At 64.2% G+C, this 16,253-nt stretch carries 16 protein-coding genes; 9 read left to right on the top strand and 7 right to left on the bottom strand.

The genetic code is table 11. The features are described 5' to 3' along the window. The first annotated feature begins 48 nt into the window (after nucleotides 1-48). The 3 genes from pncA to PCO31110_RS07060 all read left to right on the top strand — a co-directional run bounded on the left by pncA (nucleotide 49) and on the right by PCO31110_RS07060 (nucleotide 2,324). Nucleotides 49-654, top strand: a complete 606-nt coding sequence (gene pncA, locus PCO31110_RS07070) for a bifunctional nicotinamidase/pyrazinamidase (protein WP_010808070.1) — start codon at nucleotides 49-51, stop codon at nucleotides 652-654. A gap of 112 nt (nucleotides 655-766) precedes the next feature. After that, nucleotides 767-1,207, top strand: coding sequence for a PaaI family thioesterase (locus tag PCO31110_RS07065; RefSeq protein ID WP_150585512.1), 441 nt, complete (start codon nucleotides 767-769; stop codon nucleotides 1,205-1,207). Nucleotides 1,208-1,328: 121 nt separating this feature from the next. Next, a complete protein-coding gene (locus tag PCO31110_RS07060) occupies nucleotides 1,329-2,324 on the top strand; it encodes an NADP-dependent oxidoreductase (RefSeq protein ID WP_150690008.1) in 996 nt (331 codons plus the stop codon). Nucleotides 2,325-2,407: 83 nt separating this feature from the next. Here the strand turns inward: PCO31110_RS07060 and PCO31110_RS07055 are convergent. The 4 genes from PCO31110_RS07055 to ygfZ form a co-directional block, all read right to left on the bottom strand. Beyond that, nucleotides 2,408-3,210, bottom strand: a protein-coding gene (locus PCO31110_RS07055; RefSeq protein WP_150690007.1) for an IS5 family transposase whose coding sequence is annotated in 2 segments (ribosomal slippage) — nucleotides 2,408-2,883 and nucleotides 2,883-3,210 — 804 coding nt in all. Because the reading frame shifts where the segments join, the coding sequence is not laid out codon by codon here. Nucleotides 3,211-3,264: 54 nt separating this feature from the next. Then, nucleotides 3,265-4,098 (bottom strand): NRDE family protein, encoded by an 834-nt coding sequence (locus PCO31110_RS07050; RefSeq protein WP_150690006.1) that lies wholly within the window; start codon nucleotides 4,096-4,098, stop codon nucleotides 3,265-3,267. Next, nucleotides 4,089-4,394 (bottom strand): DUF4936 family protein, encoded by a 306-nt coding sequence (locus PCO31110_RS07045; protein WP_010808048.1) that lies wholly within the window; start codon nucleotides 4,392-4,394, stop codon nucleotides 4,089-4,091. Before PCO31110_RS07045 ends, PCO31110_RS07050 begins: the two co-directional genes overlap by 10 nt. A 22-nt stretch (nucleotides 4,395-4,416) precedes the next feature. Continuing rightward, nucleotides 4,417-5,532 (bottom strand): CAF17-like 4Fe-4S cluster assembly/insertion protein YgfZ, encoded by a 1,116-nt coding sequence (ygfZ, locus tag PCO31110_RS07040; RefSeq protein WP_150690005.1) that lies wholly within the window; start codon nucleotides 5,530-5,532, stop codon nucleotides 4,417-4,419. A 187-nt stretch (nucleotides 5,533-5,719) separates the two neighbouring features. Here ygfZ and mltG point away from each other — a divergent pair, with 187 nt between their 5' ends. The 5 genes from mltG (at nucleotide 5,720) to PCO31110_RS07015 (ending at nucleotide 10,129) form a co-directional block, all read left to right on the top strand. Beyond that, nucleotides 5,720-6,715 (top strand): endolytic transglycosylase MltG, encoded by a 996-nt coding sequence (gene mltG / locus PCO31110_RS07035; protein WP_150690004.1) that lies wholly within the window; start codon nucleotides 5,720-5,722, stop codon nucleotides 6,713-6,715. Continuing rightward, nucleotides 6,712-7,374, top strand: coding sequence for a dTMP kinase (gene tmk, locus PCO31110_RS07030; RefSeq protein ID WP_010808045.1), 663 nt, complete (start codon nucleotides 6,712-6,714; stop codon nucleotides 7,372-7,374). The genes mltG and tmk overlap by 4 nt, the downstream gene beginning before the upstream one ends. Before the next feature lie 161 nt (nucleotides 7,375-7,535). Further along, the gene (gene holB / locus PCO31110_RS07025) at nucleotides 7,536-8,576 is read left to right on the top strand and encodes a DNA polymerase III subunit delta' (RefSeq protein WP_150690003.1); all 1,041 of its coding nucleotides are present in this window, start codon (nucleotides 7,536-7,538) and stop codon (nucleotides 8,574-8,576) included. A 28-nt stretch (nucleotides 8,577-8,604) separates the two neighbouring features. Beyond that, nucleotides 8,605-9,387, top strand: coding sequence for a TatD family hydrolase (locus tag PCO31110_RS07020; protein WP_150690002.1), 783 nt, complete (start codon nucleotides 8,605-8,607; stop codon nucleotides 9,385-9,387). A gap of 67 nt (nucleotides 9,388-9,454) precedes the next feature. Further along, complete coding sequence (locus PCO31110_RS07015) at nucleotides 9,455-10,129, top strand: ankyrin repeat domain-containing protein (protein ID WP_010808042.1); 675 nt, start codon at nucleotides 9,455-9,457, stop codon at nucleotides 10,127-10,129. Nucleotides 10,130-10,162: 33 nt separating this feature from the next. Here the strand turns inward: PCO31110_RS07015 and PCO31110_RS07010 are convergent, their stop codons facing one another. Genes PCO31110_RS07010 through otsB form a run of 3 tightly spaced genes read right to left on the bottom strand, consistent with a single transcriptional unit; the run spans nucleotide 10,163 to nucleotide 13,193 of the window. After that, a complete protein-coding gene (locus PCO31110_RS07010) occupies nucleotides 10,163-10,972 on the bottom strand; it encodes a crotonase/enoyl-CoA hydratase family protein (RefSeq protein WP_150690001.1) in 810 nt (269 codons plus the stop codon). Between the two features lie 35 nt (nucleotides 10,973-11,007). Continuing rightward, nucleotides 11,008-12,429 (bottom strand): alpha,alpha-trehalose-phosphate synthase (UDP-forming), encoded by a 1,422-nt coding sequence (otsA, locus tag PCO31110_RS07005; protein ID WP_010808040.1) that lies wholly within the window; start codon nucleotides 12,427-12,429, stop codon nucleotides 11,008-11,010. Further along, entirely contained in the window at nucleotides 12,426-13,193 is a 768-nt protein-coding gene (gene otsB / locus PCO31110_RS07000; protein WP_246189797.1) for a trehalose-phosphatase, read from the bottom strand. Before otsB ends, otsA begins: the two co-directional genes overlap by 4 nt. A gap of 411 nt (nucleotides 13,194-13,604) precedes the next feature. Here otsB and PCO31110_RS06995 point away from each other — a divergent pair, with 411 nt between their 5' ends. Continuing rightward, complete coding sequence (locus PCO31110_RS06995) at nucleotides 13,605-16,193, top strand: PepSY domain-containing protein (RefSeq protein WP_150689999.1); 2,589 nt, start codon at nucleotides 13,605-13,607, stop codon at nucleotides 16,191-16,193. The last annotated feature ends 60 nt before the right edge of the window (nucleotides 16,194-16,253 follow it).

The following is a 16,253-nucleotide window of genomic DNA, read 5'->3' as shown; positions in this document are numbered from 1 at the left end:
ACAGCGACGTGTGCTGACGCACCCGCTGGAAAAGTTGAGGGCAGTGAAATGAAACCGATGGACGAAGTGTTGCTCGTGATCGATGTGCAAAACGATTTCATGCCCGGTGGCGCGTTGGCCGTGCCCCACGGCGACGAGGTGGTTCCGGCGATCAATGCGCTCTCGGGGAAATTTGCTCATGTGGTGTTGACACAGGATTGGCATCCGGCCGGACATGTGTCATTTGCCGAAAATCACGAGGGGCGTCGACCATTCGAGCGCATTGCACTGTCGTATGGCGAGCAGGTCCTGTGGCCGGCGCACTGCGTGCAGGACACGCCCGGTGCCGCGCTGCATGCGAATCTGCACGTTCCCCATGCGCAGGCCGTGGTGCGCAAGGGGTACCAGGCCAATGTCGATAGTTATTCGGCGTTTCTCGAAGCGGATCGCAAGACACCGACCGGGCTGGCGGGTTACTTGCGGGACAAGGGCGTGAGACGCGTGCACTGCGTTGGACTGGCGACGGATTTTTGCGTAGCGTGGAGCGCGCTCGATGCCAAGGCGGCGGGCTTCGACGTTTGCGTGATCGAGCACGCGTGCCGTGCCATCGATCTGGATGGTTCGCTCGCCAGGGCGTGGGCGTCGCTGGCAGCCGCAAGCGTGTCGCGTGAGTAGAGGGCAGGTGCTGTTTGAATTCCAGACGCAGCGCATGACGCGTTGCGTCGCCAGGTGAAGAAATGACGATGGACAAGTTTTACCGTAATGGCCAATGTGGCTGGAGTCTGCGATGAGTGCGCTCTCGATCCGTTCGGGTTTTATCGATCTTCTCGGCATCGAACTGCTGAGTGCCGAAGGGGGCGAGTCTGAGCTGCGGCTCTCACTGGCGTCTCAACATCTCAATAGCTGGGAGGTGATGCACGGGGGCGTGACGATGGCGATGCTGGATGTCGCGCTGAGCACCGCTTGCCGGAGCGTGGCGCCGGAAGGTTCCGGTGTGGTGACCATCGAGATGAAGACGAGCTTCATGCAGCCGGGCACCGGCGAGATGCGAGCCTTTGGCCGTCTGCTGCATCGCTCTACGACGATGGCCTACTGTGAGGGTGAGGTGCGTGACGCGAACGACAAGCTCGTGGCCAAGGCGATGGGCACGTTCAAGTATTTGCGCCGTCTTGCGGTCGGACGCGATGTCCGTGAGCAGCGACGTCCCGACGACCCGCGCGGCGACTGACACCTGTCAGGAGGGCGTGTCGCGGTCGACGACGCCGTCGCCGAGCAACGCGAATATAACGGGTAGCGAATACCGCTGCCGCAACCAATGCAGCTAATGCCGCGAATGCGGAGGGAATGCCATGACGATCAATCGCCAGATTCTGCTGGTCTCGCGCCCCAAGGGCGAACCCACGCTGGACAACTTTCACCTGGCCGCACCGGAGTTGCCGGCGATTGGCGAAGGGCAGGTATTGGTGCGTAACTTCTACCTTTCACTCGACCCGTACATGCGCGGCCGGATGAGCGATACCAAGTCGTATGCCCCGCCGCAGCCGCTTGACACGGTCATGATCGGTGCGACCGTCGGCGAGGTGATCGAATCGCGTCATCCCGACTGGCAGCCGGGCGATGCCGTCACGGCCATGTTCGGCTGGCAGGAGTACGGCATTTCGGACGGCAGCAACCTGCGTCGTCTCCACGACGCGCGCGTGCCGATGAGTGCCTATCTGGGGGCGGCTGGCATGCCGGGCGTGACGGCGTGGTATGGCCTGAACCGCATCATCGCGCCGAAAGCGGGGGAGACGGTGGCGGTGAGCGCTGCGTCCGGTGCGGTGGGCGGCGTGGTCGGTCAACTGGCCAAACGTTCCGGGTGCCGTGTGATCGGGATTGCCGGCGGTGACCAGAAGTGCGCCTATGTCGTTGAGGCGTTGGGCTTCGATGCATGCGTCGATTACAAGGCGGGAAATCTGGACGATGCGTTGCACGCAGCGGCGCCGGATGGGATCGACGGCTACTTCGAGAACGTCGGTGGTGACGTATTGGACGCCGTCATGCGCAATCTCAACCCGCATTCGCGCATCGCACTGTGCGGCATGATTTCCGGCTACAACGGCAAACCCATTCCGATGAAGCATCCGGCGCTGCTGCTGACGAACCGGGTGCGGCTCGAAGGTTTCATCGTGAGCGAGCACATGGATGTCTGGCCGCAGGCGCTCAAGGAGTTGACCGATGCGGTCGCCACCGGCGAGTTGCGTTATCGCGAGACGATAGCGCAAGGCATCGAGAACGCACCCGCCGCGCTCCTTGGCTTGCTCAAGGGCGAGAACTTCGGGAAGCAGCTCGTGCGGCTGGTATAGCACGGGATTCTTCCAAAATTTACCAAGTATCCCTGAATTTCAGGAGTATTGCGCTTCGTGTCATTTCCATGGACTAAGAGTCGCTAACAAAACCGGTCAACGAGCCGAGCGCAGATAACGGCGCATGCCAGGGAAAGCAAAGCGAGGTGGGTTTGAAGAGATCGTTCGAAGCGGATGCGCAACTTGCCGAAGCCGGCAAGCCAGGCATGCGTGCGCTCAACCACCCATCGGTGTTTGCCGAGGCGGTCGTTCTTCTCGATGCCTTGACGAGCAATCGGGGCAATGATGCCCCGCTTGTGCAAGTGCTGCCGACAACGTGCAAAGTCGTAGCCCTTGTCGGCGTGCAGTTTATCGGGACGGCATCTGGGTCGGCCACAGAGGCCAGACACGCTCGGAATAACGTCGACGAGCGCCTCGAACACTATCGAATCGTGGCGATTCGCCTCCGTGACAGTCAGCGCCAGGGGCACGCCTCTGCGGTCGACAATCAGATGACGCTTGCTGCCGAGTTTGCCCCTATCTGTAGGGTTCGGCCCGGTCCGTTCGCCCCCCGGGGGCTCGATACGGATGCGCCATCAATGCTGGCCCGGTTCCAATCGATCTGGTCGTGTTCACGCAGGCGCTTGAGCAGGGCCAGGTGCAATCGCTCCCAGAGGCCATCGGGTTGCCAGTCTCTCAATCGGCGCCAACACGTCATACCGCTGCCAAAGCCCAGCTCTTGCGGCAAATCTTCCCACGGAATTCCCGTGTGCAGGACAAATAAAATGCCGTTTAGGGCGGCGCGATCGTCCACACGAGGACGCCCTCCTTTCGCCGAAGGCGCTGCAACCGGCCATAGCGGTTCAAGCGCCATCCACAGTTCATTGCTAATTTTTCTTCGTGCCATGCCATTTCTAACGCTCATCAGGCGAATTTCGATGACATGGTTTTGTTAGCGACTCTAAGTGCGCGGGGGGGGGGCGGCGACGAAAGAGAAATCGCGGCGATCGGACAAAACATTGGGCAACTGGCCCGGTGTCACGGTCACTTCCACCATGTCGATGCGGCCGCTGCGATGGTAACGAAGCAGTGTCGTGCATCGGGTTCCGTAGGCTGGCGACGCGATGAACGTCGCCGACAGCGAGCGTTCCCATTCTCGCGAGACGCCCGTCTCGGGCAACGCGTCATCCGGTGCTTGCACCGTGTCGCGCATGATCTGCAACAGCGTAGCGTCGTCGGCATTTTGCGAGAGCGCGCTGGCAAGCGCGTCGCGGCGGCTGATCAGTTTCGGCCAGGGCGTATCCAGCACGGCGTTGGACAGGCCGTGGATGCCCGGCGCGATAGCGTGAGCGATGGGGGCCGCGTGCGGCACGCACACATGGCCGCCGACGTGATCGGCCCGATTCCCCAACCAGAACAAATTGCCCGCCGGCAAATCTCCCGCGAGCAGATTGAAGCCTGCGTACTCGTGAGCATGTCGTTCGATGCGCGACAGATCGTCGCCGAACGATGTGGCGTCGAGCATGGCCGAGACCAGCAGGCCGCGTGACGGGGCGTCCTTCGGCGCCATCGGGGCGTGACCGTCCCGGAAGTTCGTGAGTGCAGCAAAACGTCCTGTGCAATTGACGCCCATCCACGTGCCCCCACCGCGTAAGTCGCGGCCCGCGAGCACGTCCGGGCGGTCGTGCCACCAGTGCATCGGTTCGGCAGGACGCTCGAAGAATTCATCGCGATTGGCGAGCAGCACCAGCGGCGTGTCGCTGTCGGGTTGCCACGAGAAGACGATCAGACACATGGGGGTTGCGCGTCGACGAAACACTCGGTATGACGGTCGCCCTCGATCAGCGTCGTCAGCCCCGACTCGACCGCCAGTGGTGCTAGCGACGCGACAAAGGCGGGGCTCACGTCGTCGTAACGCTCCATCCAGGTCGTGGTGCCTGCGGTGGTGTCGTTGGCGGAGGCGTCGGCACGCCATTGCAGGCGTCCCGATACACCGAAGCGCGCTGCTGTCAGCGCGAAGAGTTGCGCAACGGCCTGACGCGCGGCGGCGGCGTTGTGAGACGAGACGCGGTAGTAGACGTAGCAGTCCATGGGCTGTCGCGGGGCAGCCGGATCAGGAGGCCGTCGCAGACGACGCGGGCGTTTCCGTCGGATCGATGATCTCGTACGGCAATTCGGCGAACACGAGGGCAAGGCCATCGGCACTGCCAAGCCGTACGTCGTTGGTCTCGCGCGCGGCCAGCTTTACTTCGACGAGCGCGTCGTAGCCGCCATCCGGGGCCGGTGCGGCTTGTACCACCATGCCGCACGGCTGGTCGGGATCGCTCGTCTCAACCAGTTCCTGCCCCGGCGCTGGCTGTGCGCCGTCCACGTGCGCGAGATGCAGGCGCCGCTTGATGGCGCCGCGATACTGACTGCGCGCGACCACTTCCTGTCCTGGGTAGCAGCCTTTGCGGAAGTTTACGCCACCCACGACCTCCCAGTTCACCATCTGCGGGACGAACTGTTCCTGCGTCGCTGTCGTGACACGCGCCACGCCACTGTGCACGTCGAGCCATGCCGCAAGGGCAGGGGCAACGACAGTGAGGCCCGGGGCCTGCGTCAACGCCGCCCACACCTCGGCAGCCCGCGTCACCGGCACGCTCCACAGGAAGCGCGAGAGCGAGCGCGCCGTGCCGGCGTCCGGCAGGCGAATCAGGCTGGTCGAGGCATCGCCAAGCGTTGCGTGTGCGGCCCCCAGCGCTACGGCGGGCAACGACGGGAAGGTGTTCGCCAATACGGCCTCGGCGACAGGGCCGCCGACCTGAAGAAGTACGTGGGTTGCGGTGCCATCAGTCAGCTTGGCCTTTGCGCGCAGGACGAACATCGAGAGGCGCTTCTGCACGGCCGTTTGCACGTCGACGTCGCACGCCAGATAGATCGTGGCGTCGGCCGACGTGTCGCGCCACATCAGGAATGTGGCAAGCAATCGTCCTTTGGCCGAACAATAGCCAGCCAGACGCGCCTGCGCGGAGGCAAGACGCTCGACGTCGTTGGTCAATTGGCCATGCAGGAAGGTTGCCGCATCGGCGCCGTTCACGGCGATGAGGCCGGTATCGCTGGCGAGCGAGACGAAACTGCCGGTTTGCAGCGCCTCGAACTGTGCGGCGCGAGCGCTCGCGTCGGCCGGCACGTCGGAGGAAGAAGCGGCTGCCGGTTGGGGCAGAAGATCACGCCATTGGGAGGTCATAAACGGGAGAGCCTGTCAATCTGTGAGGGTTCGGCAAGTCAAAGTATTATATTGGGTCTTCCGGCAGAACGTGCGAGCCCGGTTCGACACGCGATACGCGCCCGTCGACACCGTCGTTGCCACGCACATCCGGCTGACCGAGTCCCCCGAACCCGCTGCTGTCGTCACACGGCTTACCCTGCAATTCATGTCTTTCATCAAACGCCTGTTGGTCCTGTTGATTGTCGCCGCGCTGGCGGCGGGCGGCGCTTTCTATTATTGGGCGCAGACCCCCCTGCAACTGGGCAAGCCGACGCTCGACGTCACGATCAAGCCGTACAGCTCGGTGCGCAGCGTGGCCGCGCAATTGCGCGGCGGCGGTGTGCCGGTCCACCCGCTGCTGTTCAATTTGCTTGCCCGCGTCATGGATGTGGGAACGAAGCTCAAGTCGGGCAACTACGAGTTCGCGACCGGTGTCACGCCCATCGAGGTGGTGGAGAAGCTCGCGCGCGGTGACGTCAACCAGTACGTGGTGACGATCATCGAAGGCTGGACCTTCAAGAAAATGCGCTCGGAGATCGATGCCAACCCGGCATTGCGTCACGATACCGCCGGATTGCCCGATGCCGACGTCATGCAACTGGTGGGCGCCGAACGGGCCGAAGCCGAGGGCATGTTCTTCCCGGACACCTACCTTTTTCCGAAAGGCACGAGCGACGTCGATGTGTACAAGCGGGCCTACCGTCTGATGCAGAAGCGTCTGGACGAGGCGTGGGCCGCCCGGGCACCGGGGCTGCCGTACACGACACCCTACGAAGCGCTTATCATGGCATCGCTCGTCGAGAAGGAGACGGGCCAGGCCGTCGAGCGCTCGCAGGTCGCGGCGGTATTCATCAATCGGCTGCGCAAGCGCATGCTGCTGCAAACCGATCCGACGGTGATTTACGGCATGGGCGATCTGTACACCGGGCGTCTGCGCAAGCGCGACCTGCAAACGGATACCCCTTACAACACATACACACGCGCCGGTCTGCCGCCGACGCCTATCGCGCTGCCGGGCGTGGCGTCGCTGGCAGCGTCGCTGAACCCTGCACCGACCGATGCGCTGTACTTTGTGGCGCGCGGCGACGGCACCAGCCATTTCTCGACGAATCTCCAGGAGCACAACCGCGCCGTGGACAAATATCAGCGAGGTGAACAATGACGCAATCCTCCGTGTCCCCGGCAGCGGTGCCGGGCAAGTTCGTGACTTTCGAGGGCATTGACGGTGCGGGCAAGAGCACGCACGTCAACGCCTTTGTCGACACGCTGCGTCAGGGCCTCGCCAGCGTGGGACGCAACGTCGTCGCCACGCGTGAACCCGGCGGCACACCGCTGGGCGAGGCACTGCGCAAACTCGTGCTCGATGAGCCGATGGATATCGAGACGGAGGCGCTGCTGATGTTCGCCGGACGCCGGGAACATCTGGTCAAGGTGATCGAACCGGCGCTCGCACGCGGCGACTGGGTCGTCTCCGACCGTTTCACCGATGCGACGTTTGCGTATCAGGGTGGCGGGCGCGGTCTGTCGATCGACAAGCTGACGACGCTCGAGCGGTGGGTGCAGGGCACGCGCCAACCGGATCTGACGATCCTGTTCGATCTCGATCCGGCGATTGCCGCCGCGCGGCTGGCTGGCGCCAGAGCACCCGACAAATTCGAACGCGAATCGGCGGCGTTCTTCACGCGCGTGCGTGAAGAGTACCTGCGCCGTGCCGGGGAAGCGGGTGGCCGGTTTGTCGTGATCGACGCGGCGCAGAGCATCGAGGCGATTGCCGGTCAGCTCGCGGGCGTGTTCGCCCGTCTGGGGTTACCCGGGCACTGATCGCGCCGACGCGCGATAATCCGCTTATTCCATCGACGAGCAGGACACCAGTGGGGCATCGTGACATCGTCAGCCCGCAAAGGGCAACGCTGCATCACGATCTACCCACGATTTAGGCGCGGTGTTCCGCCCGAGACGCCGCTTCCGGCCAAGGAGCCTACATGCTGTATCCGTGGCAGTCACAGGACTGGACACGCCTTAACGATCTGCGCGCCCAGATGCCGCACGCGCTGCTGTTGCAAGCGGTGCCGGGCATTGGCGAGGTCGAGCTTGCCCGCACGTTCGCGCAGGCACTGCTGTGCGAATCGCCGCGCGACGATCATTTGCCGTGCGGCACCTGCGGTGCGTGCCAGTGGCTCGCCAGCGGCAATCACCCGGACTTTCGCGCCGTCTGCCCTGAGGTGCTGGCGGATACCCTGCCGGGGGCCGAGGCTCGCGCCGAAGCGGATGGCGACAAGAAGACGAAGACACCGAGCAAGGAAATCAAGATCGAGCAGGTGCGCGAGGTGATCGATTTCGCGAGCATCGGATCGCACCGTCAGGGGCTGCGCGTCGTGCTGCTGTATCCGGCCGAGGCGCTCAACGTACACGCGGCCAACGCGTTGCTCAAGACGCTCGAGGAGCCGCCGGAAGGGGTCATCTTCCTGCTGGTGACAACCCAGCCCGACCGTCTGTTGCCGACCATCCTGTCGCGCTGCCGCCGTCTGGTGCTCACGCGCCCGGACGGCGCTCAGGCCTCGCAATGGCTCATGGCCGAAACCGGCCTCGACGTGGCCAAGGCCGCCGCCGTGCTTGCCGAAGCCGGTGGAGCGCCGCTTGCGGCGCGGGCGCTGGCTGAGCCGGAGGAGCGCGGCTGGCGCGACTGGCTGCTCGGTCAGCTTGCGCAGGGCGCGGCGATCGACGCCTTCGCCTGCGCCGAACAACTGCACAAGGGCAGCCTGCCGGGCATTCTGGAGACGTTGCAGCGCTGGTGCTTCGATGTACTGGCCGAACGCATGGCCGGCACCGTCCGCTTTTTCCCGGGGCACGCGCAGGCTTTGCGCCGTTGTGGCGACATGACGGACGACGTTCACCTGCTGGGTTTCCTGCGTGAGCTCGCGCAGCAGCGTCAGGTGCAGAACCACCCGCTCAATACGCGCGTGCTGCTCGAGGCGCTCTTCCTGCAATACAAACAGTTGTTTGGCGGACCGGCATCGCTCTGATGCAGGCCACCGGCACCGATCGCACATCATGTTCATCGATTCGCACTGTCATATCAATTTCCCGGAACTGGCCGAGCAGATGCCGGACCTGCTCGCGCGTATGCGCGAGAACAAGGTGAGCCACGCCCTGTGCGTCTCGGTCGATCTGCCGACACTTCCGCAGGTGCTCGAGATCGCGGCGCAGCACGAGAACGTATACGCCTCGGTGGGGGTTCATCCCGATTACGAAGACACGCCGGAGCCGAGCGTCGACGATCTCGTGCGTCTCGCCGCCACGCCGAAGGTGGTCGCTATCGGCGAGACCGGGCTCGACTACTATCGGCTCGAAGGCAGGAGCATCGAGGAGATGGAGTGGCAGCGCGAGCGCTTCCGCACGCATATTCGCGCGGCGCGCGTCACGGGCAAACCGCTCATCATTCACACACGCTCGGCCGCTGACGACACGTTGCGCATCATGCGCGAAGAGCAGGCCGGCGAGCCCGCAGGGGTGATGCACTGCTTCACCGAGAGCTGGGATGTTGCACAGGGCGCACTCGATCAGAATTTCTATATCTCGTTCTCGGGCATCGTCACGTTCAAAAGCGCGCGCGATTTGCAGGACGTGGCGCGACGCGTGCCGCTTGAGCGCATGCTGATCGAGACGGATTCGCCATATCTCGCCCCCGTACCTTATCGCGGTAAGCTCAATCAACCCGGCTACGTGCGCCATGTGGCCGAGTTCATCGCCGACTTGCGCGGCGAGCCCCTGCAGAAGATTGCCGATGCGACGACGGAGAACTTTTTCCGCCTGTTCGCGACCGCAAAGCACTGACCCGCATCATCCGATTGACCGAATTTCCCCTAACGTTATTCAACGGACTACCGACAGGAGCCCCCCGATGCGCAAATTTTCGATGATCCGAGCCTGGATGTTACTCAGTGTGCTTTGGCTGACCGCGTGTGCCACGGCCGCCACGTCCAACTCCGCATTGGTCAAGGCGGTCGTCTTCAACGATACGAAGGCTGTCGCGCAGGCACTGAAGGCGGGCGTCGATCCGAACTCGACGGACGAGAAGGGCAATCCGCTGCTGGTGATCGCGATGCGCGAGAAGTCGGTCGATGTTGCTCGCCTGCTGATCGAAGACAAACGCACGGATCTCGACGCCAGCAACGCGGCAGGCGAGAACGCCATGATGATCGCCTCGCTGCAAGGCCTCGCGCCGATGGTCAAGTTGCTGATCGACAAGGATGCGGAGGTCAACAAGAAGGGCTGGGCTCCGCTGCATTACGCGGCGACCAATGGGCATGACGACATCGTGAAGATCCTGCTCGATGCCTCGGCTTACGTCGATGCGGAGTCGCCCAATGGCACCACGCCGCTCATGATGGCAGCGCGCGGCGGGCACATCACGACATGCAAGGTGCTGCTCGATGGCGGCGCGGATGTGCGCTTGAAGAACCAGATCGGGTTGTCGGCCATCGACTTTGCCACGCAGGCGAATCAGAAGGAAATCGCGGACGGTCTGCGCAAGCGCCTTGAACAGGTGCAGCAGTCGCGTCCGGCAGGTAAGTAAGACGACCGGGCGTCGCCGCGACGGCACAGCCGGTTACGGCTTGTCGCGCGGCGCACCGTGGCGGCCAACGCCGCCGAGAAACTCGCGGGCACCGGCGATGCCCTCAGAGAACACCACCGCATGTCCGGCAGCGCCTTCCTGGCGCAGCGCCGCTTCCAGCGACATATCCCATTGCGCGTAAGCCGCCCGGCGGTCGGCGCGCAGCGCACCTTGCGGCAGCGCGGCGAGTTGTTGCGCCAGCGCGAGCGCGCCCTGGCGTGCCATGCCTTCCGGCACCAGCCGGTTCACCAGTCCGATCTCGTAGGCTTCCTGTGCGCCGACAGCGCGTCCCGTGAGGATCATGTCGAGCGCACGGCTCATGCCGATCAGTCTGGGCAGACGCACCGTGCCGCCGTCGATGAGTGGCACGCCGAAGCGCCGGCAGAAGACGCCGAACGTTGCCGAGTCGTCTGCCACCCGCAGGTCGCACCACAGTGCCAGTTCCAATCCACCAGCCACGGCGTGACCGCTGACGGCCGCAACCACGGGCTTGTCCAGATGCCGGCGTGTGAGTCCCATCGGGCCGTCGCCGCTGCCATCGGGCGTGACCTCGTTGCGGCGTTCGGGGTCGTCGAACGCCGAGAGGTCGGCACCCGAACAGAACGACGCACCCTTGCCGCACAGCACGGCGACGCTGGCGCTGTCGTCTTGCTCGAAGGTCAGCAAGGCGTCACGCAGCGCGGCGGCCACGTGGCGGTCAACCGCATTGCGCCGTGCCGCACGCGCGAGCGTGATGATAGTCACCGGCCCTTCGGTCTCGACTTCGACGCACGGGGGGCTCGGCGAGGGGGCGTGTTGGCTCATGGCATGGCTCCTTGCGGCGGGGGCTGCCCCCTTCGTCATGCCGCAGCCGGTTGCGGTCGGCGCAACAGGGCTGGCTTGACGGTGCCTTTCGGTGCACGAAGGTCGGCGATGAAGCGGTCGCGCCACGTCGACAGATTATGCTCGCGCAACGTCAGCATCATGGTGGCGTGGCGCGCTTGCCGCTCGGACAGCGACATGTTCAGCGCCGTGCGCAGCGCTTCGGCCATTCCGTCGATATCGTACGGATTCACGATCAATGCACCGTCGAGTTCCTGTGCAGCGCCCGCGAAGCACGACAGCACCAGCACGCCGGGGTCCGCAGGGTCTTGCGAAGCAACGTACTCCTTCGCCACGAGATTCATGCCGTCGCGCAGCGGCGTGACGTAGCCCACTTGCGATGCGCGGAAAAACGACATCAACACCTCGTGATCGTAACGTTTGTTGATGTAGCGAAGCGGTGTCCAGGCCAGATCGGAGAAGCGGCCGTTGATATGGCCCGCCTCGGTTTCCAACTGACGCCGGATCTCGCCATATCCCGCCACGTCCGAGCGGCTCGGCGGCGCGACCTGTACGAAGCTCACCGTCCCTTGCTGGTTAGGCCACAGTTCCAGCAAGCGCTCGAAGGCACGGAATCGTTCCAGCATCCCCTTCGAGTAGTCCAGACGATCCACACTCATGATGAGCTTGCGTTCCTGCAACCCTTGCTTCAGATCGAGGATGTGTTTGACCGTGGCGCGGGCGGTCGCCTGCTGTTGAATCTCGTCGGGATACACGCCGATCGGATAGACGCCCGTGAGCAGGGTCCGGTCGTAGACGGTGACCGTGCCACCGTCGTGCAGCGTGCCCCCGGCATGCCGAACCAGGTAGTCGGTAAAGGCCGTGCGGTCGGTTTCGGTCTGGAAGCCGACGAGATCGTATTCGCACATCGCGCGTACCAGGGCGTCGTGCGGCGGCACGGTCATGAGCACTTGCGGCGACGGGAACGGGATATGCAGGAAGAAGCCGAGCCGCTGCTTTAGCCCGATGTGACGGCAGACTTGCGCGAACGGTAGCAAATGGTAATCGTGAACCCAGATCAGATCGTCATGCTTGAGCAGTGGTGCGAGCAACCCGGCGAAACGTGCGTTGACATGGCGGTAGCCGTTGTAGTCGTCACGCTGATAGCGCGCGAGGTCGTCGCGATAGTGAAACGTCGGCCACAGGGTAGCGTTCGAAAAGCCGCGGTAGTACGTGTTGTAGTCGCGGCGCGTGAGCGGCACGGTAGCGAAGGTGACGTTGTTGCGACGGGCGATCTCGGGCGCGCTCGCCGGTTCGGCGTTGATTTCTCCGTTCCAGCCGAACCACATGCCTCCGGTGTCCTTGAGTGCGTCGAACACGCCGATGGCAAGACCGCCGGCGGTAGGTTTGCCTTCGGTGATCGGGGCAACCCGGTTCGACACGATGACTAAGCGACTCATACTCCATTCTCCTGTGAGGGTTGGGGCGGGGAGGTATGGCGCAATGTCAGCAGCCAAGCCGTAAGCGCTTCCGGCGACGGTAACCGGTGATGGGCGCAAGTCTCTCCCTGACCGATCTTGATCGTGATGCCACCCAGCGCATTCACGTCTGCAAATCCGGCCTCGTCGGTCAGATCGTCGCCGGCGAACAGTGGCGTTCGCCCGGCGAATGGAACCTCCTTCAGTAGCGTGGTGATAGCGCGGCCCTTGCTGACGTGGCGCGGCCGCAATTCGAAGACAAACTTGCCGGGTTGCAGCACGAAGCGCTCGGCATGCAGATTGGCCAGCGCGCGCATCGCGTCGTGTGCCAAGCCCGCCAACTCGGGCGCACTGCGGTAATGCAGCGCGAGCGCGCTGCCCTTGTTTTCCAGCAGCAGGCCGGGATGCAGGGCGACAAGCGCATGCAGCGGCGAGACCATCGCCGCGATCAGGACCGTGTCGATAGCGTGACCCTCGGCCCGGATCAGTTCCCCGTCGGCATGACGGATTTCGGCACCGTGCAGACCGGCAGCGGCCACGCGCAGCGGGGCGAGCAGGCCGTCGATCTCGTCGATGGCACGCCCCGAGACGACCGCGATGGCGCCGTTCGTACGCTCGAGCAGGCGGGCCAGCACGCTGGCGGTGTCGCGCGGCAGCCGGACCGCGTCGGGACGGGGGGCTAGCGGCGCTAGCGTGCCGTCGAGATCGAAGAAGAATGCCACCGTGGCAACGTCGGCATCGCACATGTCGGCCGGTGTCGTCGTCGGCGAGGCGTAAAGCGAAGACGCTAAGGGTTGCATGGCACTCCGTCTCGCTGTCGTGCCGCAGGTCGGGAAGTCGTATCCGGGGCCGTGCGGCGGGCGCAGCGGGACGGTGGACGAGATGTGACTTGCGGCGGTTCGGTGGGCGGGAGCGCGGACATCCGCGCCGATAAATTCATCCTAATCGTTCAAAAAGCGACGGGGGGTCGTCTTTTCTATGAAATTCCTGTCGGATGGGGCCTACAAGGGAGGGAAGGATAAGTAGGTATTGAATATGAGAATCGTTTGCAATAACATTCCGTAATTGCCGCAAAGTGGTCCATCGGGGATTGCGGCACGGCACACCTGCCACGCACGCGCCACCGCCGGCGCACGGACGTGCGTTGGACGACAACAATGACGAAAAGACTGTGGTTTCAGTTGCACTGGTGCTTCGGCATTACCGCCGGACTGGTGCTCGCAGTGGTCGGTTTCACCGGCGCGCTGCTTTCTTATTATGAAGAGCTTACCCGGGCTTTCAGTCCGGGGGTAATGACCGTGGCGGTGCGCGACACGCCACCGCTGCCCGTTCCCGAGCTGATCTCGCGGGTGCGCGCTGCGGCGCCCGACCGTCGCATTCTGCTCGTGACAGTGACGCGCGCGCCGGAAGACGCTGTTGGCGTACGGCTGTCGATTGGCGATGGGACACGCGGCGAGACGTACTTCGTCGACCCTTATACCGGGCAGATGCTTGGCCGCTCGCGGGCCGATATCGTCTTCCGCTTCATCATGGATGTTCACCGCTTCCTGACCGTGGACGGAATCGGCAAGCAGATCACGGCAGCGGCCACGCTGCTGCTGTTCCTGTTGGCCCTGAGCGGGTTGTATTTGCGCTGGCCGCGCCGGGTCGGCAACTGGCGCGCCTGGCTCCATATCGACTTCAAGAAGCGCGGGCGGCCGTTTCTCTGGAATCTGCACGCGGTGATCGGCACGGTGGTGCTAGTGCCGTATCTGCTGTCGGCCACGACCGGCCTCTACTGGTCGTACGACTGGTGGCGCGGCATGCTGTTCTCGATAGCCGGCGTGCCGCAGCCCGTACGCAACAAGCCGGCTGCCGAGCCGAAGAAGGCCAGGAAGGGCGAGGGTACGAAGGCGGCGTTGCCTGATCTGGCTTCGACGTCGGCAGACGGCATAGACACGGTGTGGCGCAGTTTTACCGCCCGCGTGCCGGATTTTACGAAGGTTTATCTGCGCCCGGCGCAAAAGCCCGGCGGATCGTTTCAGGTGACGTGGCTGGAGAAGTCGGTGCCGCATGAGCGGGCGTTCAGCCGCATGGATGTGGACGCGGCGTCCGGCGAGATTCGCAACGAAGACCGCTACGAGGACAAAACGACGGGCGGCCAGTTGATGACAAGCATCTATGCGTTGCATCGCGGCAGCTTCTTCGGGCAGGCCGGCATCATCGTGATGATGTTTTCGAGCCTGATGATGCCGGTGTTCTTTGTCACCGGCTGGATGCTCTATCTCGACCGCCGCAAGAAGAAGCGTGCATTGGCGGCGTCGCGCCCGGTCGAGGTGAAACACGGCCCGCGGGCACCGGTGGGCGCGTCGCTTGCCGAAGAGGGGGTGCTGATCGGCTACGCAAGCCAAAGCGGCGTGGCCGAGGGCCTCGCCTGGCAGACGGCAGGCATGTTGCAGGGGGCAGGCGTGCCGGCGCAGATTCAGCCGCTCGCCCGTATCGGTCAGGCACAACTGGGCACGGCCAAGCGGGCGTTGTTCATCGTCAGCACGTTTGGCGACGGCGAGCCACCCGACAGCGCGCGCCAGTTTGCGCAGCAACTGATGAATCAGGCGATGACGCTGCCGACGTTGCGTTTCGCAATGCTCTCGCTGGGTGACAGCCATTACGACCGATTCTGCGGATTCGGTCGCAAGCTCGATGGCTGGCTGCGGGCACAGGGCGGGGTGGCGGCATTCGAGCCCATCGAAGTCGACCGGGGCGATCCGGGGGCATGGGCACGCTGGCAGGAACGGCTTGGCGAATGGCTGGGCCGTCCGCTGGTGTCGCCGATGACCGGCGATGGGCCGCGCTTTGCGTCGTGGCCGCTGGCCGAGCGAGAACTGCTCAATCCGGGCAGCGCCGGTTTGCCGGCCTATCATCTGGCCTTCACGCCGCCGCCGGGTGCCAAATGGGTGGCGGGCGATCTGGTCGAGGTGCTGCCGCGTCATACCGCCGCGCGCATCGAGCATTTTCTTGCTGGCAGCGTCTGGACGTCCGACGTACGGGTACGTGCCGCCGGCCGCGACGCAACACTGGGCGAAGCGCTGCGCGAGCGCGTGATCCCCGATGCCGTCCCGCCGGCGGGGATCGATCTGCAGGACTGGCTGGATCGTCTGGCGCCGCTGCCTGAGCGTGAATACTCGATTGCGTCGACACCGGACGAAGGCCGGCTGATGTTGCTCGTGCGCCAGACGCGTCACTCCGAGGGGGCGCTGGGGCTGGGCTCCGGCTGGCTCACCGATGGCGTGGCGTTGGGCGAAAGCGTGACGATGCGTGTGCGCTCGAACCCCGGTTTTCATGGCCCGGCAGACGCGCGCGGCATGATCCTGATCGGCAATGGCACGGGGCTGGCGGGACTGCGCGCGCACCTTGCCGAGCGAATCGCCCAAGGGCACGTGCGCAACTGGCTTATCTTTGGCGAGCGTCAGGCGGCACATGACGGTTTCCACGAGACGACCTTGCGCGAGTGGCATGCGCAGGGCGGCATTGCACGCCTCGACCAGGTGTATTCGCGCGATCAGGCGCAGCGCATTTATGTGCAGGACCGGGTTCGCGAGGCGGCGCAAGACATTGCGGCCTGGGTGGCAAACGGCGCATCGATCTACGTGTGCGGCAGCCTCGCCGGCATGGCCCCCGCGGTGGATGCCGCGCTGGCCGACGCGATTGGCGCAGACGTCCTGCTCGACTTGTCGGCGCAGGGGCGGTATCGCCGCGACATCTACTAGACGTGACTCGGTGGTGTGCTAACGTAATGACAGGGCTCGATGTCGATCGAGCCCTCTTTC

Origin of the sequence: Pandoraea communis, assembly GCF_902459745.1 — a bacterium.
GTDB classification, from domain to species: domain Bacteria; phylum Pseudomonadota; class Gammaproteobacteria; order Burkholderiales; family Burkholderiaceae; genus Pandoraea; species Pandoraea communis.
This window is presented reverse-complemented; position numbering and strand designations above follow the sequence as displayed.

Bases quoted from the DNA above. Each gene is read 5' to 3' on its own strand.
- PCO31110_RS07020 (WP_150690002.1), top strand. From the start codon at position 8,605: ATGTTCATCGATTCGCACTGTCATATCAATTTCCCGGAACTGGCCGAG.
- tmk (WP_010808045.1), top strand. From the start codon at position 6,712: ATGACGCAATCCTCCGTGTCCCCGGCAGCGGTGCCGGGCAAGTTCGTG.
- pncA (WP_010808070.1), top strand. From the start codon at position 49: ATGAAACCGATGGACGAAGTGTTGCTCGTGATCGATGTGCAAAACGAT.
- PCO31110_RS07045 (WP_010808048.1), bottom strand. From the start codon at position 4,394: ATGGACTGCTACGTCTACTACCGCGTCTCGTCTCACAACGCCGCCGCC.
- holB (WP_150690003.1), top strand. From the start codon at position 7,536: ATGCTGTATCCGTGGCAGTCACAGGACTGGACACGCCTTAACGATCTG.
- ygfZ (WP_150690005.1), bottom strand. From the start codon at position 5,532: ATGACCTCCCAATGGCGTGATCTTCTGCCCCAACCGGCAGCCGCTTCT.
- PCO31110_RS06995 (WP_150689999.1), top strand. From the start codon at position 13,605: ATGACGAAAAGACTGTGGTTTCAGTTGCACTGGTGCTTCGGCATTACC.
- otsA (WP_010808040.1), bottom strand. From the start codon at position 12,429: ATGAGTCGCTTAGTCATCGTGTCGAACCGGGTTGCCCCGATCACCGAA.
- otsB (WP_246189797.1), bottom strand. From the start codon at position 13,193: ATGTGCGATGCCGACGTTGCCACGGTGGCATTCTTCTTCGATCTCGAC.
- PCO31110_RS07065 (WP_150585512.1), top strand. From the start codon at position 767: ATGAGTGCGCTCTCGATCCGTTCGGGTTTTATCGATCTTCTCGGCATC.
- PCO31110_RS07010 (WP_150690001.1), bottom strand. From the start codon at position 10,972: ATGAGCCAACACGCCCCCTCGCCGAGCCCCCCGTGCGTCGAAGTCGAG.
- mltG (WP_150690004.1), top strand. From the start codon at position 5,720: ATGTCTTTCATCAAACGCCTGTTGGTCCTGTTGATTGTCGCCGCGCTG.
- PCO31110_RS07015 (WP_010808042.1), top strand. From the start codon at position 9,455: ATGCGCAAATTTTCGATGATCCGAGCCTGGATGTTACTCAGTGTGCTT.
- PCO31110_RS07050 (WP_150690006.1), bottom strand. From the start codon at position 4,098: ATGTGTCTGATCGTCTTCTCGTGGCAACCCGACAGCGACACGCCGCTG.
- PCO31110_RS07060 (WP_150690008.1), top strand. From the start codon at position 1,329: ATGACGATCAATCGCCAGATTCTGCTGGTCTCGCGCCCCAAGGGCGAA.